Annotated in this window: 22 protein-coding genes; 10 read left to right on the top strand and 12 right to left on the bottom strand. The window is 57.9% G+C overall.

What is annotated here, in order from left to right; genetic code table 11:
* Positions 1–20: 20 nt before the first annotated feature.
* The 3 genes from F6V25_RS04045 to F6V25_RS04035 all read right to left on the bottom strand — a co-directional run bounded on the left by F6V25_RS04045 (position 21) and on the right by F6V25_RS04035 (position 1,217).
* Positions 21–386 (bottom strand): hypothetical protein, encoded by a 366-nt coding sequence (locus tag F6V25_RS04045; protein WP_151127350.1) that lies wholly within the window; start codon positions 384–386, stop codon positions 21–23.
* 300 nt (positions 387–686) lie between these two features.
* The gene (locus F6V25_RS04040) at positions 687–917 is read right to left on the bottom strand and encodes a hypothetical protein (RefSeq protein WP_151127349.1); all 231 of its coding nucleotides are present in this window, start codon (positions 915–917) and stop codon (positions 687–689) included.
* A 117-nt stretch (positions 918–1,034) separates the two neighbouring features.
* Positions 1,035–1,217, bottom strand: a complete 183-nt coding sequence (locus F6V25_RS04035) for a hypothetical protein (protein ID WP_151127348.1) — start codon at positions 1,215–1,217, stop codon at positions 1,035–1,037.
* Positions 1,218–1,470: 253 nt separating this feature from the next.
* On the opposite strand from F6V25_RS04035, the gene F6V25_RS04030 reads away from it, so the two are divergent.
* Positions 1,471–3,030, top strand: a complete 1,560-nt coding sequence (locus tag F6V25_RS04030) for an SUMF1/EgtB/PvdO family nonheme iron enzyme (RefSeq protein ID WP_246166974.1) — start codon at positions 1,471–1,473, stop codon at positions 3,028–3,030.
* Positions 3,031–3,124: 94 nt separating this feature from the next.
* Here the strand turns inward: F6V25_RS04030 and F6V25_RS04025 are convergent, their stop codons facing one another.
* Positions 3,125–3,916, bottom strand: coding sequence for an NRDE family protein (locus F6V25_RS04025; RefSeq protein WP_151127346.1), 792 nt, complete (start codon positions 3,914–3,916; stop codon positions 3,125–3,127).
* A 279-nt stretch (positions 3,917–4,195) separates the two neighbouring features.
* Between F6V25_RS04025 and F6V25_RS04020 the strand changes: the two genes are divergently transcribed.
* From F6V25_RS04020 to F6V25_RS03995, 6 genes are all read left to right on the top strand, one after another.
* Complete coding sequence (locus F6V25_RS04020) at positions 4,196–6,247, top strand: TOL_0244 family TonB-dependent receptor (protein ID WP_191966067.1); 2,052 nt, start codon at positions 4,196–4,198, stop codon at positions 6,245–6,247.
* Complete coding sequence (locus F6V25_RS04015; protein ID WP_151127344.1) at positions 6,235–6,876, top strand: YfiR family protein; 642 nt, start codon at positions 6,235–6,237, stop codon at positions 6,874–6,876. The genes F6V25_RS04020 and F6V25_RS04015 overlap by 13 nt, the downstream gene beginning before the upstream one ends.
* Positions 6,873–8,435 (top strand): ATP-binding protein, encoded by a 1,563-nt coding sequence (locus F6V25_RS04010; protein WP_151127343.1) that lies wholly within the window; start codon positions 6,873–6,875, stop codon positions 8,433–8,435. Before F6V25_RS04015 ends, F6V25_RS04010 begins: the two co-directional genes overlap by 4 nt.
* A 360-nt stretch (positions 8,436–8,795) precedes the next feature.
* Positions 8,796–9,590, top strand: coding sequence for a c(7)-type cytochrome triheme domain-containing protein (locus F6V25_RS04005; RefSeq protein WP_151127342.1), 795 nt, complete (start codon positions 8,796–8,798; stop codon positions 9,588–9,590).
* 390 nt (positions 9,591–9,980) lie between these two features.
* Entirely contained in the window at positions 9,981–10,787 is an 807-nt protein-coding gene (locus F6V25_RS04000; protein ID WP_151127341.1) for a c(7)-type cytochrome triheme domain-containing protein, read from the top strand.
* A gap of 140 nt (positions 10,788–10,927) precedes the next feature.
* The gene (locus tag F6V25_RS03995) at positions 10,928–11,263 is read left to right on the top strand and encodes a YcgN family cysteine cluster protein (protein WP_151127340.1); all 336 of its coding nucleotides are present in this window, start codon (positions 10,928–10,930) and stop codon (positions 11,261–11,263) included.
* A gap of 37 nt (positions 11,264–11,300) precedes the next feature.
* Here F6V25_RS03995 and F6V25_RS03990 read toward each other — a convergent pair whose 3' ends face one another.
* From F6V25_RS03990 to F6V25_RS03970, 5 genes are all read right to left on the bottom strand, one after another.
* Positions 11,301–12,623: a dicarboxylate/amino acid:cation symporter gene (locus F6V25_RS03990; RefSeq protein ID WP_149307880.1), complete on the bottom strand. Its 1,323-nt coding sequence runs from the start codon at positions 12,621–12,623 to the stop codon at positions 11,301–11,303.
* A gap of 422 nt (positions 12,624–13,045) precedes the next feature.
* On the bottom strand, positions 13,046–14,461 hold the full coding sequence (locus F6V25_RS03985) for a sigma-54-dependent transcriptional regulator (protein WP_151127339.1): 1,416 nt from the start codon (positions 14,459–14,461) through the stop codon (positions 13,046–13,048).
* Positions 14,461–16,254, bottom strand: coding sequence for a transporter substrate-binding domain-containing protein (locus F6V25_RS03980; protein WP_151127338.1), 1,794 nt, complete (start codon positions 16,252–16,254; stop codon positions 14,461–14,463). Before F6V25_RS03980 ends, F6V25_RS03985 begins: the two co-directional genes overlap by 1 nt.
* A gap of 39 nt (positions 16,255–16,293) precedes the next feature.
* On the bottom strand, positions 16,294–16,881 hold the full coding sequence (locus F6V25_RS03975; protein ID WP_151127337.1) for a chromate transporter: 588 nt from the start codon (positions 16,879–16,881) through the stop codon (positions 16,294–16,296).
* A 113-nt stretch (positions 16,882–16,994) separates the two neighbouring features.
* Positions 16,995–18,203, bottom strand: coding sequence for an MFS transporter (locus F6V25_RS03970; RefSeq protein WP_151127336.1), 1,209 nt, complete (start codon positions 18,201–18,203; stop codon positions 16,995–16,997).
* A 297-nt stretch (positions 18,204–18,500) separates the two neighbouring features.
* Here F6V25_RS03970 and F6V25_RS03965 point away from each other — a divergent pair, with 297 nt between their 5' ends.
* The 3 genes from F6V25_RS03965 to F6V25_RS03955 all read left to right on the top strand — a co-directional run bounded on the left by F6V25_RS03965 (position 18,501) and on the right by F6V25_RS03955 (position 21,256).
* On the top strand, positions 18,501–19,529 hold the full coding sequence (locus F6V25_RS03965) for a vitamin K epoxide reductase family protein (protein WP_151127335.1): 1,029 nt from the start codon (positions 18,501–18,503) through the stop codon (positions 19,527–19,529).
* 178 nt (positions 19,530–19,707) lie between these two features.
* Entirely contained in the window at positions 19,708–20,541 is an 834-nt protein-coding gene (locus tag F6V25_RS03960) for an MBL fold metallo-hydrolase (RefSeq protein WP_151127334.1), read from the top strand.
* 103 nt (positions 20,542–20,644) lie between these two features.
* Positions 20,645–21,256, top strand: coding sequence for a class I SAM-dependent DNA methyltransferase (locus F6V25_RS03955; protein ID WP_151127333.1), 612 nt, complete (start codon positions 20,645–20,647; stop codon positions 21,254–21,256).
* A gap of 29 nt (positions 21,257–21,285) precedes the next feature.
* Here the strand turns inward: F6V25_RS03955 and F6V25_RS03950 are convergent, their stop codons facing one another.
* The 3 genes from F6V25_RS03950 to F6V25_RS03940 all read right to left on the bottom strand — a co-directional run bounded on the left by F6V25_RS03950 (position 21,286) and on the right by F6V25_RS03940 (position 23,751).
* Entirely contained in the window at positions 21,286–21,522 is a 237-nt protein-coding gene (locus F6V25_RS03950) for a hypothetical protein (protein ID WP_151127332.1), read from the bottom strand.
* 73 nt (positions 21,523–21,595) lie between these two features.
* Complete coding sequence (locus tag F6V25_RS03945; protein ID WP_151127331.1) at positions 21,596–21,832, bottom strand: hypothetical protein; 237 nt, start codon at positions 21,830–21,832, stop codon at positions 21,596–21,598.
* A gap of 359 nt (positions 21,833–22,191) precedes the next feature.
* Complete coding sequence (locus F6V25_RS03940; protein WP_246166954.1) at positions 22,192–23,751, bottom strand: S10 family peptidase; 1,560 nt, start codon at positions 23,749–23,751, stop codon at positions 22,192–22,194.
* Between the last annotated feature and the right edge of the window lie 22 nt (positions 23,752–23,773).

Genomic DNA, 23,773 nt, shown 5'->3' with positions numbered 1-23,773 from the left:
TCGGCAGGTGAGAAGGTTGACTACTCTCGCAGCCAATCAACAGCTTCTTCAAAAGATCGGAAAGCTTTATAGGGGTAAGGCAGACCGGCAATTTCCGCCATTGTCGAAAACATACGCGTCATCCCGAAGTTGCTATCGATGGTACTGACATAGGCGGTCTTGCCACCTTCACAGAAGGGTCGGTATTCTTTTGCCAGTGCAAGTATTTGCTTGAACTGCTCGGTTGTGATATCGCCGACATTACCGCGGCTAAAGTTCCATAATACATGACACGTCACCATGTCATAATGGTACTTGATAGTATCGGCAATTTCATCAAATGACAGTCTACCGCAGACATTAATAATCATTATGTCGTTCTGTTTCTGAATGGTGACAGCAGCCATGTATTCCCTTCTTTCCCAATTCACTGAGAAATATAAAAAAATATACATGATACGTTACTAAGAATCAATTCATTATCAGCACCAAAGTCCACCATGAAGACAGAGACAACCATAACAATACACTATTCTGCATACCTGGCTCGACAGCCTGTCCCGGAGTTTGTTAGAGTCAGCTAACAGCCTTTATCAATCCAGGGGGCGGCCTTAAGCCTATGTTCAAAAACTGCCCCTGTTGCGGAGTAAAGTGGTCAACCAGAAGCAAGTTCCTCTCAGATTCATCCTTTTTCTGTGACCTCCGCCCTATTTGTCCTCTGTGTGTTTATCAGCTCCTTCCGGCCACCCCCTCACCATCACCGCAAGATAGCGCATAGCATCCGTTATCAGCTTGGAACCGACAGTGATAACATGTTTGGCGAATTCGCAGCTCACCCAAAACAACCCCACCAGGAAGAACATGAAACACATTTTTAGTAAAATTGTTCCCGAGCCCATGCCGCCAAGGCCGCCCCACATCATTTCAATCAGGTGCATAACATCTCCTTAATTGCCTGTAACGCCTCAGAACGAAACACCGAAAAGGTCAACAGACCGGTAACCAAGAAAAGTTTTCGCTGCCGCTTGTCGGACAAACAGCTGTCGGGAAGTCCATTATAAGATAGAATCAGCCCCGGCCTTGATCTCCTCCCTCACGGTCGCCAGTAGCTCAGCGCAAACCACGACCAATTCCTGCCGCAGTCCATCCGCTTCGGATGAAAGTTCAAGCTCAACCGACTCGGCAAAAAATTTGAATTTGGCAACAACATCCTCAAACTGTTCGATAGTACAATTCATGCGGCACCCCTTGTATTGTTATCATAGCCGTCATAGTCAACGAAGGCCTTACGCGATCTGAAAATATACTGTTACCAGCCTGGCAGGGTCAATCAAAATTGACGTCGTTCGGGCCGGTTTCCTTCGCATGGCGTTTCTGCACCTCCATGCTTGGTGCCAACCCGGTTTGAAAACCTTCTTCTTTGACCGCCCCCGCTAACCATGCTATTCTGCCATGGCTACGCCAACAACGGGAGGTGTTTTTTTGAAAAAGATGTGCGCATGTGCGGCCGTATCCCTGGTATTGGCATTCTCCGGAACGGTGTTCGGGGCTGTATCGGAGGGGCAGTTCTCGGTTTCCCCCATGATCGGCGGCTATACCTATGATGGGGGGCAGCATCTCAGTACAGCCCCCGTGTACTCCCTCAAGGGCGGCTACAGCTTTACGGATCACATCGGCGTGGAAGCGGGACTGGATTATTCCATCACCTCTTCCAAGTTGGTGACGGACAAGGATGTCTCCATTTTCAAATACGGGGTCGAAGGGCTGTACCATTTCATGCCGGACAAGAAGCTCGTGCCGTTTGTGGCTGCCGGGTTCGGGGGCTACAATATGTCGGGCCCCTCGGCCCTTGTTTCGAGAAAGACGATGGGCTTTTTCGACTATGGCGGCGGCGTGAAATACTTCCTGTACGACCGGCTGGCGCTGCGGGCGGATGTGCGGCACGTCGTGGCCAATGCCAGCGCCTTCGAATATACCCTGGGCGTGACCATCCCCTTCGGCGGCACCAAGGGCGAGGTTAAGGCGGTGTCTGCGCCTGCCGCGCCCAAGCCCGTTGCCAAGAAACCCCAGGACAAGGCCAAGACGGCCCAGGAGGTCCCCCTGAAGAGGACTGCCGAAGAAAAACTTGCACAGAAAAAGGCCGCCGCCCCGGCTGAAACGCCCGTGCCGGCGCAGCAAACAGTCAAGGCGGCCGTCGAGCCGGCTGTCAAAGCCCTGCCTGCCCCTGTCGTTGTTACCCCCACGGAGGTTACGGATACCACCTTCAACATGCAACTCGTCTCCATTCCCAGCGCCTGTTATACGATGGGGGACCCCTCCGTCAATGCCCTCGCTCCCCACGAAGTCTGTCTCAATGCCTTCAGTATTTCCAAGGTTGAGATTACCCGGGAGTTGTTCCAGCGTTTTGTGGAGAGCAGCAACTATGTGACCGATGCGGAGAAGAACGGCGGCTGCTACACGATCAGCGCCGGCAAGGAAACCCTGAACCCGGCAGCCACCTGGAAAAATCCCGACTTCTACCAGAGCAAAAAGGACCCGGTGGTCTGTGTTTCCTGGAATGATGCCCAGGCCTTCACCACGTGGCTTTCCCGCAGCAGCGGGAAAAAATACCGGCTTCCCACCGAGGCGGAATGGGAATTCGCAGCGCGGAGCGGGGGCAAACAAGAGAAATATGCCGGTACCAGCAATGATGCCGACCTGTATCGCTACGCAAACTTTTGCGACAAGAAGTGCATTTACGAATGGAACGACCCGTCCCAGAACGACGGCTACTGGAGTACCGCGCCGGTGGGAAAATATGCCCCCAACGGTTTCGGCATCCAGGACATGTCCGGCAACGTAGCGGAATGGGTGCAGGATTATTTTGCTGCCGACTACTATGCCGCCAGCCCCAAAATGAATCCCAAGGGGCCGAGCGCCGGAACCGGTCATTCGGTGCGCGGCGGATCATGGCGCAGCCAGAAGAATGAGTTGTCCATCACAGGCAGAGGTTCTGCGGAAACTGGCACCGCCTACGACAACATCGGTTTCCGGGTCTGCCAGGAGCCGTAACCGGAAGGGAACCCTGAGGTTTGACGTACAAAGAGGCGCATCGTTTGATGCGCCTCTTCTGTTTTTCAGGCCCTTCAACGGCGCGCGCAGGGCGCTACGTCGAGATTCGGTTTGTCGCTTGGGCGGGGAGGCTGACCTCAACGGTTTGCGTAACCCTGCGGCCAGGGGCATAGCTGCGCTCGGTGAAACGGATGACGCCTTCACGCTCCACGAGAATAACGGTGGAGCTGCGGGTGCCGTAGTTCTCGCCGGCTATGAAGCGCGGCGACAGCATGCGCTCGCGCTCTCTGCCGACCCCGGTGTCGGGGAGCAGGTGATCGGGGAAATGGGTGGCATCGGAAAGGAGTTCCAGCAGTGCCTCCGTTGAGACCCGGTCATCCCGGATGAGGCACTCCAGATACTCTTTGGAGGTCGTCACTTTGGGCCAGGGGGTATCAAGGAGGTGGTTGCTCAAGCCGTGTATGCCCGACGCAACGCGCAGGGGGACGGCGTTACCTCTGTTGGAGTCGTACCAGAGTTCTTCCCGGTCGGCCACGATCAGGTTGAAGCCGTTGTAGTCGGCCCGTTTCGCGTGCAGTGTTTCCAAAAATGATTGGGGTGGGGCCGTCCCCGTCAGGAAGTCGGCGGTCAAGGCGCCCCGTGAGAATCGGGGCGTGTCCAGATTGCGGGCCGGATCCCGGAAATTGGTGACCGCGGCCAGGCGACCGTCGGCGGTGATGCCGAGCCACGTGCCGCCGCAGAGCAGGTCGCGTCCTGCCAGGATGTGGGGGGAGTCTTTCCAGAATGCCGCGGGCAGGGTGGGGCGGTCATAGAATTCGTCCCGGTTTGCCGCCAGGATGAGGCGGTAGCGGGGATGGTAATCCAGTGCAAAGACGGCCAGACACACGGGGATTCTCCCTGACGAGCCAAAGGTGAGCCGGGAAACGCTTTCCGGCTTACCTGAAGCTTACCAGAGTGATCCCTCGAGGTCCAGACCCACAGATGGAGAATGGGGCTGATTCATGGAAATGGGGGCTTGGCCGGTTTGCGGTTTGCGCCTGAAACTGTCGTGTGACTTTTTGTTTACGCTATGCATATTAATTGTAACATGGTATTTAAAAACGATTAATAATGCTGTATGGTACTGCAATGCCGACTGAATATCTTTGGTTGGAGACATGAAACTATGATATGGCCCCATTTGATTCCAACTGTTTCGAATGCCGGTACAGCCATCGGACGTATGGTTCTTGTCGCCATTGTTCTCTTCATTGCCGTTGCAACCTCCTGGGGGGCCGGACCGGGCGGTCAAAGCCAAGCCGGCTCGGGTGAACTGACCGATTTGAGCCTGGAGGCGCTGATGGAACTCAAGGTTTCCTCTGCCGCCAAAAAGGAACAACGGGTGGCCGATTCGGCTGCGGCCGTCTTTGTCGTCACCCAGGAGGATATCAGGCGTTCAGGGGTGACCAGCATCGCGGATGCGCTCCGCATGGTCCCGGGGCTTGACGTTGCCCGGATCGATTCGAACAAATGGGCCATCTCGTCCCGGGGATTCAACAGCCGGTTTGCCGGCGAGATGCTGGTCCTGTTTGATGGCCGGGTCGTCTATACCCCCTTGTTTTCCGGGGTGTTCTGGGACCGTCAGGATACGGTGCTGGAAGATATCGATCGCATCGAGGTCATACGGGGCCCCGGTGCAGCCTTGTGGGGCGCCAATGCGGTTAACGGGGTCATCAACATCATCACCAAACAGGCCGACGAGACCCCCGGGGGGCTGTTATCCGCAGGCGGGGGAACCAGGGAGCGCGCTTTCGGCAGTGCCCGGTACGGGGTTGCGCTCGGCAGCCATAGCGATCTGCGGTTGTACACGAAATACCTGGAGCGGGACCATTTCAAGGACAGCAATGGAAGCGACGGCACCGATAGTTGGCACATGATCCGGGGGGGCTTTCGGCTCGACTCGAATCCTTCTAGCCAGGATACCCTGACGGTTCAGGGGGACGTCTATGACGGCAGATTGGGCGAAACCTACGTCAACATGCTGCCCGACTCAAGCACGCACAATACCGTAACCCCCGTCTTTGGCGGCACGATCCTGTCCCGCTGGAAACGCTCCTTTTCGGAACGTTCCGACATGTCCCTGCAACTCTACTATGACAGGTCGGAGCAGGAACTCTACGTCATCGGAGAAAAACGCGACACCCTGGACCTGGATTACCAGAACCGCTTTCCCCTGGGAAGCGATCATGAGATCACCTGGGGACTCGGCTATCGCTTCACCCATGATACCATCGCCAACTCCACCTATGTGTTCATCACCCCCGACAGTCAGGATAACCGCCTCTACAGCGCCTTTGTGCAGGATGACATCACGCTGGTCACCGACAGGCTCCACCTCATTCTCGGTTCCAAGTTCGAGCATAACGACTATACCGGTTTTGAAGTCCAGCCGACCGCCCGCTTGCTGTGGACCCCCAACAGGCAAAACTCCGTCTGGATGGCCGTTTCCCGAGCGATTAGAACCCCTTCCCGCGGCGAGAACGGGTTTACCCTGTACACCCCCACACCTGCCTCGCAGCAGACGCCCCCGGTATTTTTTCAATTCAACGGTTCAAACCGCCTCAAGGCGGACGAACTCATCGCCTATGAACTGGGATACCGGGCTCAGCTCGCAGAAGGCTACGCCTTTGATGCGGCAGCGTTTTACAATATCTATCACCGGCTCGATGTCCACAGCCAGGGGCAGCCGTTTTTCGAAACCGCCCCGGACCCGCCCCACGTGGCTATCCCTGGATATCTCGTAAACTCCGGGAATGCCCAGACCTGCGGTTTCGAGTTGGCGGTGGACGCGCATCTGCTCCCCTGGTGGCGCCTGCGCACCGCTTATACGTTCCTTGAATTTGTCGAAGAACACGCAGCTCCCGATGCCATTCCCTGGGACCCCAAGGGGGAGGCTCCGCGCCATCAACTCTCGGTCCGTTCCTCTTTGGATCTTCCCCGCAACGTGGAACTTGACCTCTGGCTGCGCTATGTGGACCGACTTACTAATCTGGCGGTCGGCAGCTATGTGACCCTGGACGTTCGCTTGGCGTGGAAGCCGGTGAAGGGCATCGAGTTGTCGCTTGTCGGCCAAAATTTGTTGCACGACCGACAGTTGGAGTTCCAGCAGCAGATATTGAGTACCCAGTCTGCAACCGTTGGCCGCAGCATGTATGGAATGGTCACATGGCTGTTTTGAGGCACTCTTGCCCGCAACAGCCCCCCTGGGCTCACAAAGGAGGACGGTACGCGTCGTTTCGGCGTGGCCGCCGGATCGGCTGGGGGGCTATTGTCGGAACGCTTGTTCTGGCCGGCTCCACCTTCCTGTTTGTCGCCACCGCGCACGCGTTGCCGGGACCTCCGAGCGAATACCAGATCAAGGCGGCCATGGTGTTCACCATGGCTAAATTCGTCGAGTGGCCGGCGGGAGCCCTCGGGGACGAAGGAACGCCACTGGCCCTGTGCGCTCTGGGCATAGGGCCGTTCGGGCAGGCCGTAGAAAACCTCAGGGGGAAAAGCATCAAGGGGCATCCCATAACCGTCAGGCAGATCTTCCGAACCGGAGAGATCGGCGGGTGCCAGATCCTGGTGATCAATGACTCCCAGCGTCGCCAGGTGCGGGCCGCTACCGAAAGGGCCGCACAGCATGGCGTGTTGACGATCGGCGATATGCCAGGGTTTGCGAAGGCCGGCGGGGTGGTCGGGTTTGTCGTTCAGGAGGGAAAGGTCCGATTTGAGATTAACCTGGAAGCGGCCCAAAAGTCAGGATTCATGATCAGTTCCCGGGTTCTGAAGCTGGCAAAGATCGTCAGGGAAGAGGAACAATGAAACAGCGCCTCCTTGCCACCATACAAAATCTTTCCATCAGGCGCAAGATGACGGTCCTCATCATGCTGATCTGCGGAATTGCCCTGGTGGCGGCATCGCTGGCATTCGTCATCCGTGAGGCGCACGGCATTCGCGCTGCCGAGAAGGAAGACCTGGCTTCGCTTGCCGAGATCATCGGCACAAACAGTGCTGCCGCCCTGATGTTCAACGACTCGAAGGCGGCCCAGGAAACGCTCGCCGCCCTTTCCGCAAAAAGCTCCATACGCGCCGCCTATGTGCTGGATGGCGCCGATCATGTGTTCACCAGTTATCTGTCTGCGACAGCGGTAACCAAGAAATTCCCCTTCGGAATACTGGATGCCTCTGCGCCCCCGGCTGCCAACCCTGTCGCCTTGCAGCGAATCCGCTCGGAGGCCGACCGCCTGCTCGGGTTGTCCGGGTATTTCAGTATCGCGAAGCCGGTTGTCTGGGATGGGCAGAAGGTCGGCACCGTGGTGCTGCTCTCGGACACGAGCGTCTTCATCAACCATCTGTACTCTACGCTTGTCTCTACCACCGTGATCCTGGCCGGCTCGTTTTTGCTCATCTACTGGCTGTCTTCACGCCTGCAGCGGCTGATCTCCGATCCTGTGCTGTTACTTTCTGACGCGATGAAGCGGGTGTCACGCAAAAAGGACTACAGTATCAGGGTGGTCCGGGAGACGGATGACGAGTTGGGCGAACTCATGTCCGGTTTCAATGCCATGCTGGAGCATATCCAACTGCGGGACGATCAACTGGAAGAGGTGAACCGTTCCCTGGAGCGACGTGTCGCCGAGGCTGTAGCCGAACTGCGCCGCAAGGACCAGATGCTCGTCCAGCAGAACCGCCAGGCCGCCATGGGGGAAATGATCAGCAATATCGCTCACCAATGGCGGCAGCCGCTCAATGCCGTTGGCGGTATTATTCAAAATATCCAGCTTTCCTACGAGAGCGGGCACCTTAACCGGGAAAACCTGGAGTTTGAGGTCCGGGAGGCGATGGAGGCCATCCTCTATATGTCGCGCACTATCGACGATTTCCGCAATTTTTTCCGTCCCGGTAAGGATAAGGCGGTCTTCAGCCTCAACAGGGTCGTTGCCAAGTCCATTGAGTTGGTGGGAGCGAGTCTGAGAAATAACGGCATCGCCATCGATCTGGAAGAGGAACGGGAGGTCAGTGCAGTAGGGTATGACAATGAATATTCCCAGGCGCTGCTCAATATCATCAATAATGCCAAGGATGCCCTGCTCGGCCACGGTGGTGCGGCCCCGCGCATCCATATTCGGGTGTTCAGCGATAACGGCCGTTCCGTCGTGACGATCCGCGACAATGGTGGCGGCATCCCCGACAGTATCCTGCCTAAGATCTTCGATCCCTATTTTACCACCAAGGAACCGGGGAAAGGGACCGGGATCGGTCTGTGCATGTCCAAGGTCATTATCGAGCAGAACATGGGTGGAAAGCTCACTGCAGGTGCTGTTGACGGTGGGGCTGAATTCAGGATAGAACTCAGCGGTGTTCCAACGTTTAATATTTGATGAACCGCAATAGTCCGTTTGGAGAACGCGCCGGTTGGCATCAACGGGGACAACGGCGAAACAGGGAACTGCGTTCTGGCGAACCAGCCCATCGCCGCCATGATCGGCGGAAGCGTCGAGGAGGCACGAGCCCGTAATTTTAGTGAAATCGAGTCGGAGCAATAGCCGGTTTAGTATTGACAGATGCGGAAGCTTGGAAGATAAGTAGCTGTAGTTGTGTTGTTTTAGTGTGTCGTTCTGCGTTGCTGCCCCGGCGGAATGTCTTTGCCCAGTAAGCTGTTTCCACATGTATGGACGTACTCCCGTATGCCGGGTCGGGGGATAGCGCACCGGTTGATACTACCGTCTGAGGAGGTAACCATGAGAAGGCCGCTCTTCGTTGTACTGGTTCTGTTGGTGGGTGTTGGTGTTGCCTGGGCTAGCGGCACGAAAAAAAGAAAGCTCCCCCCCTACGAATTCGGAGGCGTTACCATCAACAATTACTCCCAGCAGGCGGGTATGCCTCCGGTGGTGTTCGATCATTGGGTTCATCGCCAGTATTTTACCTGCCGCCTCTGCCATGTGGATATCGGGTTCGGGATGACCGCCGGCGCGACCAAAGTGCGTGCCATGGACAACATGAAAGGGTACTATTGCGGCACCTGCCACAATGGCAGGATGAGCGTGAATAAGAAGAAGGTCTTTGAGGCCTGCGCCAAGGAGTACAGCAGGGATGAGTTTAAGCGCTGCGCGAAGTGCCATGCCCTGGAGCGGGATGCGGCCAGGGAAGAACAGTTCTACCGATTTGCGGACGCCATGCCGAAGGAGCGGTTCGGCAACGGGATCAACTGGGAAAAGGCCGAGGAAGAGGGGCTGATCAAGCCGCTTGACCAACTTGAAGGGGTTTCGATCATGAAGGCGAAGCTCAAGGTCCAACAGGATTTTTCGCTCAAGACAAAGGTCGAAGGGATGCCCGACATCATCTTCTCCCACAAAAAACACACGGTCTGGAATGGTTGCGAACTGTGCCATCCCGAGATCTTCATAGGCATCAAAAAGGGAACCTCGAAGTACTCCATGGTGGAGCTTTTTGACGGCAAGTATTGCGGCGTCTGTCACGACAAAGTGGCATTCCCCCAGACCGACTGCCTGCGCTGCCATACCAAGCCGGTATAACGGGTAGCCAGGGATAACGGAGATATGGCGATGCGTACAACAATACTGGCGCGCATGGTTCTGACGGCATGCCTCGTCCTGTCCATTTGCCTGTCACAGGCGTATTGCGGCGAGGTATGGCGAACGGAATTCGAGGAGGCCTGCGCAAGGACCGCGGATGTCATGACACTTTCCGATAATGAGTTGAAGGTCTTGATCGGGAGATGCGAGCGGTTACAGAAGGTTATCGAACAACAGGACGAAACAGCCCGCAAGGTATATTTGAAACGGCTCCAGATGTGCAAGAGTCTCTATGTATACATCCTAGAGGCCAAAAACAGTGAAAAGACGCAGAAATAGGCTGACATCGAGCCGCTAGACCCTGATGACGAGGTTCGAGTGAAAAAAAGGATGAACAGCACAACTCTGTTTCTTGCCGCCGTGGTGCTACTGTCGTGCCTGGGGAGCGCCCCGGCGATGGATCGAAGCGAGCTGGGCGATGTGCTCAAGACCATTCCTCCCAACGGGCCGTTTTGGAAGTACGGTACCCTCGTCATGCGCCGTAGGACCAAAAAGGCCGGGATGGCCCCGGTCGTGTTCGCCCACTGGAGCCACCGGGCCCGTTACACGTGCCGCGTCTGCCACCTCGACCTGGGATTCAGCATGCGTGCAGGGGATACGGGCATCTCCCGCGCCCAATATACTGCGGGAAAATACTGCGGAGCCTGCCATGACGGCGTGACGGCATTCGGGGTGCAGGATGGCGAGCCTTCCCTGTGCGCCCGATGCCACATGAAGGATACCCAGGCCTTGGAGGCCTCCTTCGAGACCTTTGCCGCCCCGCTGCCCATGGCAGGCTTCGGAAACGGCATCGATTGGGCTGGAGCGCTCAAGAGCGGCAGGATCAGCCCGAGGAATTCCCTCTCTTTCGCCGCTCCCTCCATGCCGCTCCCGGAAAAATTGCATCTGCCGATGAAGCTCAGCACGGCGGCTCCCCGAAGCGACGTGACCTTTTCCCATGAAGACCATTTCAGCGAGCTTGACTGCTCCAGCTGCCACCCGGATATCTTCAACATCAAGAAGAAGGGCACCGTTGATTTCTCCATGGACAAGAATATTTTCGGTAACTACTGCGGCGCCTGTCATATGCGGGTTGCCTTTCCCATGAATGACTGCAAACGCTGCCATCCGTACATGAGCAACTTTTCAGGCTTCTGACCGAAGTACTCTTCGCGTCCCCCTGGATTCGCCACTATTTTTTGTGCTGGCCGTGACGGACCGGCAGATCGCCACCGGGGACTTCAGCCGGCGGGTCTATTTATTGACACATCCCCTGCACCTGGTTTACTCTGCCCGCCATGATTGATGCTGCCAACAACGATGCCCAGTGGGACAGCCTCTGCAAACAGTGTGGTCTCTGCTGTTTTGAAAAGCTGGAGGATGAACGCGGCACCATTCTCTACACCCAGACACCGTGCCGCTATCTGGATGTGACAAGCCGGCGCTGCAAGATTTTCGAGCGACGCTTCGAGATCAATCCAAGCTGTGTGAAGTTGACGCCGGAACTGGTTCCGACCCTCCGCTGGCTCCCCAACGATTGTGGCTACCGCCGATCGACCGTCGAACTTCCCATAGAGCCGCGTCGGATCAGGAGAAGAGGGAGAAAAGGCCACAAACAGAAAAAGCCCGCATGAGCGGGCTTTTTCTGTTTGCAGTGCGGCAGCAGGCGGCCTAATCGGCAATCATCTCCGGTTCGGTCTCGGGGATGGCAAAACCGTGGGACTCTTCGGTGCCGGTCAGGTTGTTGCTGAGCACATGCTTCATCCGCTCGACGTCAAGCTCGTTTTCCCAGCGGGAGACAACGATTGTGGCCACGCCATTGCCGACGAAGTTGGTCAGGGCGCGGGCTTCCGACATAAAGCGGTCGATACCGAGGATTAAGGCCAGACCAGCCAAGGGGATGGTGGGGATGGCTGCGAAGGTGGCTGCGAGGGTGACAAAACCGCTTCCCGTGACCCCGGCGGCACCTTTGGAGGTGAGCAGCAGAACCGCGAGGACGGTAAAAGTCTGGGTCCAGGTAAGGGGGGTATTGGTGGCCTGGGCGACAAACAGCGCTGCCATGGTGAGGTAGATCGACGTCCCGTCCAGGTTGAAGGAGTAGCCGGTGGGAACGACGAGGCCGACCACCGATTTCTTGCAACCCAGGTTTTCAAGCTTGACCATCAGCCGGGGCAGGGCCGATTCGGAGGACGAGGTGCCCAGAACGATCAGGAGTTCCTCGCGGATATAGCGAATGAACTTGAAGACGTTGAAGCCGCAGAACTTGCCTATCGGTCCGAGGACCAGCAGGACGAAGAGCAGGCAGGTAAGGTAGAAACTTACCATCAGCAAGCCCAACTTTGAAAGAGAGCCAACCCCAAATTTGCCGATGGTGAAGGCCATGGCGCCAAAGGCCCCGATTGGGGCGAACTTCATGATGATGTTGACGATCCCGAAGAGCGCCTGGGAAAGCTGGTCGATCAGCCGGTAAACAGCCTTGCCCTTTTCACCGAGGGCCGACAGGGCGAAGCCGAACAGGATGGCAAAGACAAGCACCTGCAGGATGTCGCCTTTGGCAAAGGCGTCAACCACGCTCGACGGGATGATGTTGAGCAGAAAATCGACTGTGGAATGGGACTTTGCCTGGGTGGTAAAGGCGACGAGAGCTTTCGTATCGAGCTTGGTCACGTCGGCGTTGAAGCCTTCGCCCGGCCGGATGACGTTCACCACGATAAGGCCGATGGCGAGGGCCAGTGTGGTGAGCACCTCGAAGTAGATCAGCGCCTTGGCGCCGACCCGGCCCACCTTTTTCATGTCCTCCATGCCGGCAATGCCGGTTACGACCGTACAGAAGATCACCGGCGTGATGATCATCTTGATCAGTTTGATGAAGCCGTCCCCAAACGGTTTCATGGCAACGCCGGTCTCCGGGTAGAAGTTGCCGAGGACAACGCCGATGGCAATCGCCGTAAGCACTTGGACGTACAGATGCTGGTAAAACCTCTTCGTTTTCATACACATCCCTTTCATCTGCTTATTTTAACCGGATTTGGTTCAGCTTGTCGTCTGCTCTGGGTCTGCTGTTATGCAATATAAAACCATATCAGCAAGCTGAATACCAAGTTGACCCCTGTGTTTAAGCGGTTGAAATTAAACACTAAACACTGTTTTATGGCCTCTTGCTGTCGATGAAAGGGTATAACTTTGGTTATGTCGTAGCTGGGGATTGATGGGGAAACGTCCGTTACTGCGCAAAAGTAGGGTGGTATAACCGACGTTATGGGGATAACGCTAGTTATACCCTTTCTTCTGCGCGTTCTCTATTTGTCAGCGCCGGCATCGAAAAAATTCAGATAGCCCCATTATCTCCCGAGGTTCGGCATCGCTGAGGGCGCAGGGGAGACTGGGAGTTGCTCCCCGGCGGTCAGGCGTCGCTGTTATTCTTCCTGCTCACGCGCCAGCTTGAGGCGCTTGCTCAGGGCGGGTTGAGAGATGCCGAGCAAGCGCGCGGCGATTGTCTGATTGCCTTTGGCACGGGTTATGGCCTCGGAAACGAGCAGTTCCGTTGCCTCCGAAAAGGAGGGAAGACGCTCGAGACAAGAAAAGGGATTGCCTTCGGGGGCGGTGGCGACGGGTGAGGAGTCGGGTTGGCCGATGCCGCGCAAAAAGGTGTCCATGGAGAGGATGTGGTCGCGATGGACGCTTACGGCGTCGTAGATCATGGCTTTCAGTTCGCGTACGTTGCCGGGAAAGGAGTAGGTGGCAAGGAGTTGGGCCAGTTCCCGGGGAGGGGTCGGTTTCTTTTTTCCCAGGGAATGGGCAACTTTGCCGAGGAAATAGTCGAGTAGTAACGGAATGTCCTCCTTCCGCTCCCGGAGGGGAGGGACTTGGACGTGGTGGGTCCGCAGACGGTAGAAAAGGTCGCGGCGGAATCTCCCGTCAGCTTCTTTCTGGGCAAGGTCGTGGTGCGTGGCCACGATGATGCGCGCCTTGAGGCGCTTCGGACGGTCGCTCCCCAGGGGAAAGTATTCCCCCTCCTGGAGAAGTCTTAAAAGTTTGACTTGGGAAGGGATGCTGAGGTCGCCGATTTCATCCAGGAACAGGGTGCCGTCGGCAGCCTCCTCGATCATCCCCCGGCGTTGGTGGTCGGCACCGGTGAAGGCACCTTTGGTATGGCCGAAAAGGGTATCGGCAAACACCGTATCGTCCAGGCCGGCCACATTCACCGCCACCAGCGGTCCCGCGCAGCCGCTCAGAAGGTGGGTGGCGCGGGCGAGGAGTTCCTTGCCGACGCCGCTTTCGCCGGTGATGAGGAGCGGCTGGGGGCTAACCGCAACCGCTTCCACATAAGAAAAAATGGCGTGCATGGCTTGGTTGGCCGTGATGATGGCGGTAAAGGCTTCGGGATGCCGAAGCGCCCCGGTGAGGACGCGGCTGGACATCTCGTGATTCTCGCGCTGGAGTTCCAGCATCCTGATGGCGCGCAGCACCCCGCCCACCAGACGATCCTCTTCCACCGTCTTGACGAAGTAATCAAATGCCCCGAGCCTCATGCAGCGCACGGCGGTCTCCAGTTGGTTCATGCCGCTGATCACGATGGTGGTGGTTTCCGGGTGATGTTCCGCGATCATGGTCAGGAGGTCTTCGCCCGAGACGTGGGGCATGGTGAGGTCAAGAAGGATCAGGCCAACATTCCTGCTGGCGATGATATCCTTCACCTCCCGGCTGTCCTGGCAGGTGAGAATATTGGTAATACCGGCGGACCGCTCCAGGGTAAGGGAGAGCGAACGGAGCCAGGCCGGCTCGTCATCCACGAGGAGTATGCAAAAGGGGGGATACAGGTTCTGGCTCATTAGGTCGTCTCCTCGGCGGCCGGGAGGGTCAGAATGACGGTCGTGCCTGCGCCGGGGGCCGAAGTGAACTTGAGCGTCCCGCCGTGTTCGTTGACGATCCCCGCCGACACCGAGAGGCCCAGTCCGGTCCCTCCTGTTTCCCGCTTGGTGGTGAAAAACGGATCGGTCAGGCGGGGGATATGTTCGGAGGCTATGCCGACCCCCTCATCCGTTATGGTCAGGGCCACGATCCTGGCATTGCTGACGCGGAACGTGGCCAGGGATATCTTGCACTCCGTGTTGGGCAGCGCCTGGCAGGCGTTGAGCAGCAGGTTGACGACAACCTGTTCGATGCGTTGGGTGTTTCCCCGCACCTGGGGGATATCGGCGGCGTACTCCGCCGAAAAATTGACCGTTGCCTTGCGGAGTGAGCTGTCGACCAGGCGTACGGCCGCCTGGGCCACCTGATTCAGGTCGAAAAGGTCGCTGCCGGAGTTGTCGTCCTGGCGGGCGAAATCCTTGAGCTCCTCGACGATGCGCTTGATGCGTTTCGAGCCCTCCAGCATCTCGTCCAGCATGTGGGGGACCTCGTTGCGCATCCGCGAATAAGGGAGACCGCCAAGGGGGAAATCACCGGATTCGTGGTAGTGGGCCTCCAGGACCTCCACCGCGTCCTGGTAGACCTCCTTGAGGATCGGCATGTTGAGCAGGATCAAGCCGTTGGGGTTGTTGATCTCGTGGGCCACGCCGGAGACGAGGATACCCAGGGAGGCCATCTTGTCGGCCTGAATGAGTTTGTCCTGGTGACGGCGTAGTTCTTCCAGAGCGCGTTTACGCTCCGCCGACTCGCGGGCCAGTTCCTGGGTCCGCAGCGCCACGCGCTTCTGGAGGGTTCGGGACCAGACCACCGTGGCGGCCAGAATGAGCAGGAGCAGGACCAGGGCGAGGGCGCCATAGCGCACGGCCCGCTCCCAGGAGACCGGCGGCGGCTCCAGGGTGCCGAGCCATTTGTCGTAGATCGCCTGGTACTGGCCGGTTTTGTGGAGGATGGCGAGCCCTTCGCTGATGCGGGTCATCAGCTCGTCATTCCCCTTTCTGACGCCATAGCAGTATTTCTGGGCCGCAATGCTGGTCGCCACCGGAACGACGTTCGTCAGGTGGAGTTCCCGGATGAGGTACATGCCGGGCAAGATGGCGACGACCGCGTAGTCGTGGGCGCCGGAGGCGAGAAGGCGCAGGGCGTCGGCCGGGGTGTCGGAGAAGTGCAGGTCGCCGCTGAAGCCGAGATTCCTCAGGGAATCATGCATGATCCCGTCGCGGAAAACGATGATCTCCTTGCCGTGCAACTCCTGGATGGAGTTGACCGGTTTGGTGTCCTTGCGGGCAAAGATGGCGTGGTGCACGATGGTGTGGGGAGGGGAAAAGGTGATGGACCCTAATCGCTCTTCCGAAAAGGAGATCCCCTGGAGGACGTCGATCTCGCCATTCATGAGGGCGGTGCGCATCTCGGACCACGCGCCGAAGCGGAATTCCACTTTCATCCCCATAACCTTGGCGATGGCCCGGGTGAGATCCACATTGTACCCCGCCGGTTGGCCGTCCTTGTCAAGGAACTCGTAGGGAGGGTAGGCGCGGTTGCCGCCGACGATGATGACCTTGTCGCCGGGATTCCGGCTCTGGTCGCCGGTGGCGCCGAAGGCGGGCAGGGCCGGGAGGCACAGGAACAGAACGGCAAGACAGGTCCGCAGGAGGCGTCCGAGGCCGGCCCGGGGGCCGTAGGTGTGCCGATGTCTTTGCCCAGGTCGTGTGATCACTGTTGTCCCTGCTCCTTGTCTCTCAAATGTTGCCGTGCGTCAGCGGTAGAGCAGCCCGCCGATCAACGCCCCGCCGAAGATGATCAGCGCCGGATTGGTCCTGGTGAAGGTTAAAAGGACAAAGGCCGCCAGGACGAAGATGATCTTGTCCCAGCCGATGGTCAGAGCCGACCCCCACCCGTTCTTGCCGGCGCCGAAGACCGAAAAGGCCATGTCGTAGGCGGTCCAGAGCAGGAGACCGACCACCAGCGGCCGCACCACCTTGAGGGCCGCCGCTATGTTCGGGCTGTCCTTGACATGGAAAAAGTAGGCCACCATGATAAGCATCAACAGGGTCGTGGGGACCACCGTTCCCGCTGCTGCGGCCACGGCGCCGGGAACCCCGGCCAGCTTGTAGCCGACACAGGCCGATACTTGGGGCGCAACCGGGCCCGGCAAGGCATTGCCCACCGCCACGGCATCGGCAAACTCTTCAGGGGACATCCACGGCACCGGGGCCGTACCCCCGGGCGGCAACCAGAACGCCGTCGTGGTTTCGCGCTGCATCAGCGCAAGTGAGGCCGGCCCGCCACCCCAGGAAAAGAGGGCAACCCGCGTATAAACCCAGAATATGTGCCAAAGAAGCATGAATCGGCTCCCCGTGATGGAGTCACGTCCCGCTAGTAATACCACAGTGGCGTGCTGGAAAGAAAGTGTCAGATTGTACTGAGAACGATCTGCAAGGTCTGTGCGGACAGGTCTTAATCCGCCTGGAGCCGCTCGCGTTGCGCCAGCTCGGGGAAAAAACGCCTCCAGAGCAGGACGACCAGCAAGGTGCCGATACCGCCGATCAGTGCGGCGGGCATTGCCCCGAACCAGGCGGCGGTCAACCCCGACTCAAATTCTCCCAACTCGTTGGAGGTGCCGATGAAGATGGCGTTGACGGCGCTGACCCGTCCGCGCATTTCATCGGGGGTCTCCAACTGCACCAGCGTGGAGCGGATGACCACGCTCAACATGTCGGACCAGCCGAGCACCACCAGCGCCACGAACGACAGGGCGATGGACGTGGAGAGGGCAAAGACGATGGTGGCGATGCCGAACCAGGTTACCGCGGCGAACATGACCTTCCCCACCTTGCGCTGCAATGGTTGGCGCGCCAGGTAGATGGATGCGGCAAAGGCACCGACGGCCGGTGCGGAACGCAGGAAACCGAGCCCCCAAGGGCCGGCGGAGAGGATGTCGCGGGCATAGATCGGCAGCAGGGCGGTGGCGCCGCCGAGCAGCACGGCGAACAGGTCGAGGGATATGGCCCCCAGCACGACCCGGCGGCTGCGGATATAGGAAATACCTGCAAAGACAAAGTGGAGGGAAACCGGTTCACGGAGTAGTGACGGCGGTCGTTCGATCCTGATTGCCACAATAGCCGCCGCCGACAGGAGAAAGAGCGCGCCGCTGACGGCATATACCACGGCAGGGCCGGCAATGTAGAGGAAACCGCCCATCATCGGACCGATAATGACGGCCGCCTGTCTGACCGAAGCGTTGAGCGCCATGGCCCGGGGCAGGGTTTCCTGATCCACCAGCGAGGGGACCAGGGTCTGGAGGGTGGTGAATTCAAAGGCGCGGGCGATGCCGATCAGGAAGATGAACGCAAGGATGGCTTCCTTGCCGGCCCACTGGGCGTGGCTTCCCAGACAGAGGCCGAACAGCGCCGCCGCCTCCACGAATTGTGCGAGAGAGACGATCCGGCGACGATCATAACGGTCGGCAACATGCCCCACCAGCAGTACCAACGCTGCCGAGGGGATGAATTGTACGAGTCCGACCAGACCGAGGTCAAAGGCGCGGTGGGTCAGGGAATAGATCTGCCACCCCACGGCGACGCCGGTCATCTGATACGCGATGGTGGCTGCGGCGCGCGCCAGCAAAAAGAGGAGGAACGGTTTGTGGTGCAAAGGTGATGTCATCTCGCTCGTCTCAGGTGGTATCGTTGATCTGAATGGAGTCAATCTGCCATTACTATAGATATGATGCGCGGCCGGGTCAAGCGGGGTGAGCGTCCCGGTGGTACGACAGGTGCGACATGCCGTTATTGCCGAGTCCTGCAACCGCCTCAGGGCCCACGCGGTACGGAAAATTGCACTCGCATTTTACGCCCGCCGTGTTATATTGAGGCTTTAATCACACATGGGGTTGATGCCCACGGGAATAAGCGATACATTATTTGCGATTCTATGAATTCTTCAGCAAGCAAGAGTAACTCGATGCCTTTATCATCATGCGGTGCAGGCAAAGCGGTCGCCGGCGTTGTGCTCTGGCTGGCGCTTCTGGCGGGCCTGACCCTCTCAGTACTCTCCGGCCTGAAAATATGCACGGCCATGTGCAGCGAAACGGCAAAATTTGCAATCTTTGGAATGGATTTCGGCTGGTTCGGCTGTCTCTTCTTCGGGGTGCTGATCCTGCTTGCGGCTCTGCGCAAGCGCATCCCCCTTGCCGGTGCGCTGTTGCTCTACGGCGTCAGCGGGGCCGCCGGTGCCGAACTGCGGCTGATCTGGATCCAAAAGTACATTATTGGCGCCTGGTGCCCGGTCTGCCTCGGCATCGCAGCAATGGTCGTCACGACAGGTTTCGTCCTGCTCTACGAATTACTGGCTACGCAAACAGCGTTAGGAGGAAGCATGAAAGCAAAATTGACCCATGTCGTGGTGATGGCCCTTGCACTTCTGATCGGCCTCGGCGCAGCTTTGGTCGGTGTACAGAAGGAGGCAGAGGCGGCAGGCCCCGACATCTACTTCGGGAAGCGCCAGAGCGACACCACGGTGTACGTTGTCAGCGACTGGTTCTGCCCCGTCTGTCGCAGGGTGGAGCCTGAAATAGAGAAGGTGTTTCCGGAGATTGCCGCAACGGCCCGCGTCGCGTTCGTCGACATGCCGATCCACCCGGACACCTCCAACTATACCCCCTATAACCTGCAATTCATCATGTACAACAAGGATAAATACATGCGCCTGCGCCATGTATTGGACGAACTCTCCCGGTCAACGAAGAACCCCACCCCGGAGCAGGTCCAGGCGGCGGTGGCTCCCCTGGGTATCAAGCTTCGACCACACAACTTTGTTGAACTGATGAACGGCGTCAAGCTCTTTGAATCCCTGTTTCGCGGCTTTGGGGTCAAAGCCACCCCCACGGTGGTGGTCGACAACACCAGAACCAAAAAACGAAAACTGTTGGTCGGCAGCCGCGACATAACCAGAAGCGCCATAAAAGAGGCCATCGTCGAGGTCGGACGGTAGACGGTTGCGGCAACTCCCCCATGAATGCCATTGGAATCTCCTTTTTGCCGCCCGGCAGCCTGATGCTGCCGGGCGGTTTTTTGTTGCAGTTGTTGACACGGTATTAAATATATGTATATTAATATGTTTAAGGGCGACGTGGTTGCACCCTGAATCGAAGATGCCGAAAGGGTGACATATGAACTTTCGTATCACCGTCCTGTGTGAAAATTCAGTCGGACCCATCTGCGGCACTCTGGGAGAGCACGGCTTTGCCGCCCTGATCGAACCGTCCGGGGGGGAGGCCATCCTGTTCGATACCGGTCAAGGGCTTACCCTGCTGCACAACGCCCGCCGGATGAACAAGAATCTTTCCGCAGTCGGAAAAGTGGCTATTTCCCACGGCCATTTCGATCATACGGGAGGCCTGCTTCCCTACCTGCAGGAGTTCGGCCCCCGTCGGGTGTACGGGCACACGGGTATCTTCGCCCCACGCTACCGGGTAAAGGATACGGGTGAGTGCTTTCCCATCGGCCTGTCCCAGGGGCGGGAAACATTGGAAAACGCCGGGGCGACATTCGATCTTTCGACGGCATTCCGCGAACTGGCTCCCGGAGTCCACCTGTCCGGCGAGGTTCCTCGCGCCACGGCGTTCGAAACCGGTGATCAGGGGTTGTACTGCGATTGCACCGGGCAGGAACTGGACGCCACGATTGACGACCAGTCGTTGGTGCTGGAGACCGATAAGGGGTTGGTGGTCGTTCTGGGATGCTGCCATGCCGGGCTGGTCAATACGCTGGAGCATATCGCCTATATGACCGGCCGGCGCGATGTGTACGCCGTGATCGGCGGGACCCACCTGGCCTTTTGCAGCCAGGAGCAAACGGGAAAAACCATTCAGGCGCTCAAGGAGTGGGGGATCAGGAAGATAGCGGCCGGGCATTGCACCGGTTTTGCCGCCTCGGCACGTCTGTCGCGGGAATTGCCGCGGGAATTCCAGGTTGCGCTGGTTGGGTATACCCTTGAGGTGTGATCATCGGAAAGCGGTTCTGGCGGGGCGTTCTCTGCAACGCACGCGCAGCGTCAGGCGCCCGCCGTGGAGTACGCCATATCAAGCTGTTTTGGGAGGAATTGCCATGGAACGGAAAAATTTCGATACCGTAGCATCAACGTGGGACGAAGAACCGCGCCGGGTAAAGCTGGCAGCGGACATCGGGGCAGCCATAAGAGATGCGGTCCCGCTTTCAGCGGATTGGGACGGGATGGACTACGGTTGCGGCACCGGCCTGCTGACCCTTGATTTGGCACCCGCCCTGCACAGCATGGTCGGCATGGACAGTTCCCAAGGGATGGTCGATCGCCTGACCGCCAAATGCGCCGCGACAGGCATCCAAAATACGCGTGCGCTCTGTTGCAATCTGGAACAGGGGAAACTGTCCGCAGGTCCCTTTCATCTCATCACCAGTGCCATGGCCCTGCATCACATCCCGGAGATCGTCCCGCTTTTGACGTCGCTGCGCCGGTTGTTGCACCCCGGCGGCTGGGTCGCTCTGGCTGACCTGGAGACCGAGGACGGCAGCTTCCACGATAACCAGACCGGCGTGTTCCACCATGGTTTTAGCCGGGAAGAACTTGAGGGGTTTCTTGCCCAGGCCGGTTTTACCTCCATCGCTATCCGCAGGGCGACCACCATGCACAAAGGTGAACGCGTCTACTCGGTTCTGCTTGCCGTGGCTATTAATCCCTGAACCGGGGCAGCCGTTCCCGCCCGGTTTCCCTATTTGGTCTTTACCGTCTGCGGTTCGGCGGTTTTATCCTTGCTGAGCCCCTTGGCAAAGCCGAACAGCAGCAGCATGACCGGCATGAGTTGGGCAATGACGATCAGGGCGCAGAATCCAAGGAATATCCATACGAACAGACCGCTATTATCTTCCCGTGCGCCGCTTGCCGCAAACGCGTTGGAAACGTAACCTATGCTCAACAGCAGAGCGTTTTTAAGTACTGTGGCTTTCATGGCGTCCTCCCCTTTATTCTCCGTACGACTACCTGTGTGAGTATTTCCATTCTCGCGGTAACCGGTTGTGGTGCTATTTTGCGCCCGTGGTTCCGTGTGATTTTTCATCACCGGCTGAGAAGATTCCCTTCAACATCCCGACGAAGAGCATAACACCGGGGATGAACTGGAACAGGACGATCAATATCCCGAATGCGATGAAGAATGTCGCCAGCAAGCCCAAACCTTCACCTTCACTTCCCCCTCCCGCTGCCAGCACCTTGGTTGCAGTGATCATCAGGGACAATAGCGTTGCTGATAAGGTTCTCATGGCTCTCTCCTTTCTTCCATCGGGTGTCCAGCGTGTTTCCTTACCCATATAATTTGCATCGGCCGTGCCATAACTCATATATGGTGTGAACAATAATTTAACATACGTATATTATTGAATATTATTGTGCGTAACCGTGCCTGGGGCGGCTCAGAAGGTGGGGGGCTGCATGGGTGTCTGTATACCAGTCCCATACAGCGATGACGATGCGTACGGAGGGTTATGTTGCGACAATATGCTGATATTATTCAATTTTACAAGAAACAGGACCGAAATGTACCTGTATAGGGAAATGATACATTCAGGAGGCGGTTCACCTGCCGGGAGAAGTTACAACAGTGAATGGACCACACAGGAGACTAGCGTGGGTTTTCGGCCAGCGCTTTATGGGCGAACTCCCTCACGTCGCGATTCAACTGCCCCCGGGAGGTGCTGTCCAGATAGATCATATGTCCGGCACGGTAACGATGGGTTGAAATGCTTTTCTGGAGTGCCGGCGTCAATCCTAAGTGATTGAGGGTGTACATGCTGGAAAAATGAGGGGTTGCCAGGTCGAACAGCCCCATGGCCACAAAGAGTTTCATGTAGGGGTTTTTGGCAAAACTGTTGCGCAGATTATCACTTGTGTCGGCGTAGCTGTTCTTCGCTTCCCAATCCCAGTGTCCGATGCCGCCGCCCAGGACAAAGTATTCCAGGTCGGATTTGTACCCCAATTCCGTGCGAATATAGCGGTTGAAAGCATCGGTATAGGGAGGCTTGATGATGGCCACGGCGGGGTCAAAGCCGCGAGGGTTCGACGGTTCCAGGTCTGGAGCCGTGAAGCGGCTGTCCAGATATCCAACCATCTGCTGCCGGTCGCGGAGGAGTTCCCTGACGAAGCTTCTGTTGTCGATACGCAGGTTGCGGTTGGCGATGAAGGCCGCATCCAGTCCCGTGAATTCAGCCAGTTTGTCGGCAACCTCGCGGCGTTTTTCGGCGGGCAGGCTATCTCCCTGGACAAGTGCCGCCGTGTACTCCGTGGCCGCCCATGACTCCACCTGGGCCAGCGTCTTGTCCAGGTCGGCCTGGAATTGAGGCGCCAGTTTGTGATGGTACCATGCCGTTGCCGTATAACTGGGGAGGAACAAGGGGTAGGGGAGGTCATTGCCCTGGTCGAAGCTGAGAGGCTGCATGTTCATAACCGAGGAAATCAGCACGATGCCGTTGAGCGCGATGCCGTGCTCAAGCAGGTATTCGGACAGACCCGCGGAGCGGAATGCCCCGTAGCTTTCTCCCGCCAGGAACAATGGCCCTCCCCAGCGTTCGTAACGTCCCAGATAAAGCCTGATGAACCGCCCCAATGAGTCCACATCGCCCTGGACCGTGGCAAATTTTTTCGCCAGATCCGCCTTGGCCGCCCGGCTGTAGCCGGTGCCGACCGGGTCGATGAACACCAGGTCCGCCCACTCCAGCCAGGTCGTGTCGTTGTCCTCCAGATGAAAGGGAGGGGCGGGCATCCTGCCGTCGGGCAGCATCCGCACGATACGGGGACCGACCGCCCCAAGGTGCAGCCAGACCGACGACGCACCGGGGCCGCCGTTGAAGATGAACAGCAGCGGACGTTTGGCGGTGGGCGAAGGGTTGGGAACGCTATAGGCGACAAAAAAGATCTGGGCCTCGGTTTCGCCGGCATCGTTTTGCACCGGCAGCTCGCCGGCGGTCGCTGTATAGGTCAGTGTCTTGCCCTTCATGGTGATGGTGTGACGGGTTACGGCCGGTGTTTCCGCGGCCGGGCTCGACTCCTTTTTCCCCTTCTCCGCGCCTTTTCCGTCATCGTGGGCCGATTGGGCGATCCCTGTTGTGGTTTCCGCCGCGGACAGGCAGGGATGATGAAGTTCACCGGCCAACAAGAGGACCGTTAAAAACAGGGGGATGAACAAGGGACTTACCTCCGGGGGCTGG

This window comes from Oryzomonas japonica, assembly GCF_008802365.1.
Taxonomy (GTDB): Bacteria; Desulfobacterota; Desulfuromonadia; order Geobacterales; family Pseudopelobacteraceae; genus Oryzomonas; species Oryzomonas japonica.
Note: the sequence above shows the minus strand (reverse complement) of the source record. Positions and strands in the feature narration are given on the sequence as shown.

What these genes read in the sequence shown, in the direction of transcription:
- F6V25_RS04005 (WP_151127342.1), top strand. Translation starts at nt 8,796, where the DNA reads ATGAGAAGGCCGCTCTTCGTTGTACTGGTTCTGTTGGTGGGTGTTGGT.
- F6V25_RS03960 (WP_151127334.1), top strand. Translation starts at nt 19,708, where the DNA reads ATGAACTTTCGTATCACCGTCCTGTGTGAAAATTCAGTCGGACCCATC.
- F6V25_RS04045 (WP_151127350.1), bottom strand. Translation starts at nt 386, where the DNA reads ATGGCTGCTGTCACCATTCAGAAACAGAACGACATAATGATTATTAAT.
- F6V25_RS03985 (WP_151127339.1), bottom strand. Translation starts at nt 14,461, where the DNA reads ATGAGCCAGAACCTGTATCCCCCCTTTTGCATACTCCTCGTGGATGAC.
- F6V25_RS04015 (WP_151127344.1), top strand. Translation starts at nt 6,235, where the DNA reads ATGGCTGTTTTGAGGCACTCTTGCCCGCAACAGCCCCCCTGGGCTCAC.
- F6V25_RS04020 (WP_191966067.1), top strand. Translation starts at nt 4,196, where the DNA reads ATGATATGGCCCCATTTGATTCCAACTGTTTCGAATGCCGGTACAGCC.
- F6V25_RS04040 (WP_151127349.1), bottom strand. Translation starts at nt 917, where the DNA reads ATGCACCTGATTGAAATGATGTGGGGCGGCCTTGGCGGCATGGGCTCG.
- F6V25_RS04010 (WP_151127343.1), top strand. Translation starts at nt 6,873, where the DNA reads ATGAAACAGCGCCTCCTTGCCACCATACAAAATCTTTCCATCAGGCGC.
- F6V25_RS03975 (WP_151127337.1), bottom strand. Translation starts at nt 16,881, where the DNA reads ATGCTTCTTTGGCACATATTCTGGGTTTATACGCGGGTTGCCCTCTTT.
- F6V25_RS04035 (WP_151127348.1), bottom strand. Translation starts at nt 1,217, where the DNA reads ATGAATTGTACTATCGAACAGTTTGAGGATGTTGTTGCCAAATTCAAA.
- F6V25_RS04030 (WP_246166974.1), top strand. Translation starts at nt 1,471, where the DNA reads ATGTGCGCATGTGCGGCCGTATCCCTGGTATTGGCATTCTCCGGAACG.
- F6V25_RS03950 (WP_151127332.1), bottom strand. Translation starts at nt 21,522, where the DNA reads ATGAAAGCCACAGTACTTAAAAACGCTCTGCTGTTGAGCATAGGTTAC.
- F6V25_RS04000 (WP_151127341.1), top strand. Translation starts at nt 9,981, where the DNA reads ATGAACAGCACAACTCTGTTTCTTGCCGCCGTGGTGCTACTGTCGTGC.
- F6V25_RS03990 (WP_149307880.1), bottom strand. Translation starts at nt 12,623, where the DNA reads ATGAAAACGAAGAGGTTTTACCAGCATCTGTACGTCCAAGTGCTTACG.
- F6V25_RS03965 (WP_151127335.1), top strand. Translation starts at nt 18,501, where the DNA reads ATGCCTTTATCATCATGCGGTGCAGGCAAAGCGGTCGCCGGCGTTGTG.
- F6V25_RS03955 (WP_151127333.1), top strand. Translation starts at nt 20,645, where the DNA reads ATGGAACGGAAAAATTTCGATACCGTAGCATCAACGTGGGACGAAGAA.
- F6V25_RS03945 (WP_151127331.1), bottom strand. Translation starts at nt 21,832, where the DNA reads ATGAGAACCTTATCAGCAACGCTATTGTCCCTGATGATCACTGCAACC.
- F6V25_RS03970 (WP_151127336.1), bottom strand. Translation starts at nt 18,203, where the DNA reads ATGACATCACCTTTGCACCACAAACCGTTCCTCCTCTTTTTGCTGGCG.
- F6V25_RS03995 (WP_151127340.1), top strand. Translation starts at nt 10,928, where the DNA reads ATGATTGATGCTGCCAACAACGATGCCCAGTGGGACAGCCTCTGCAAA.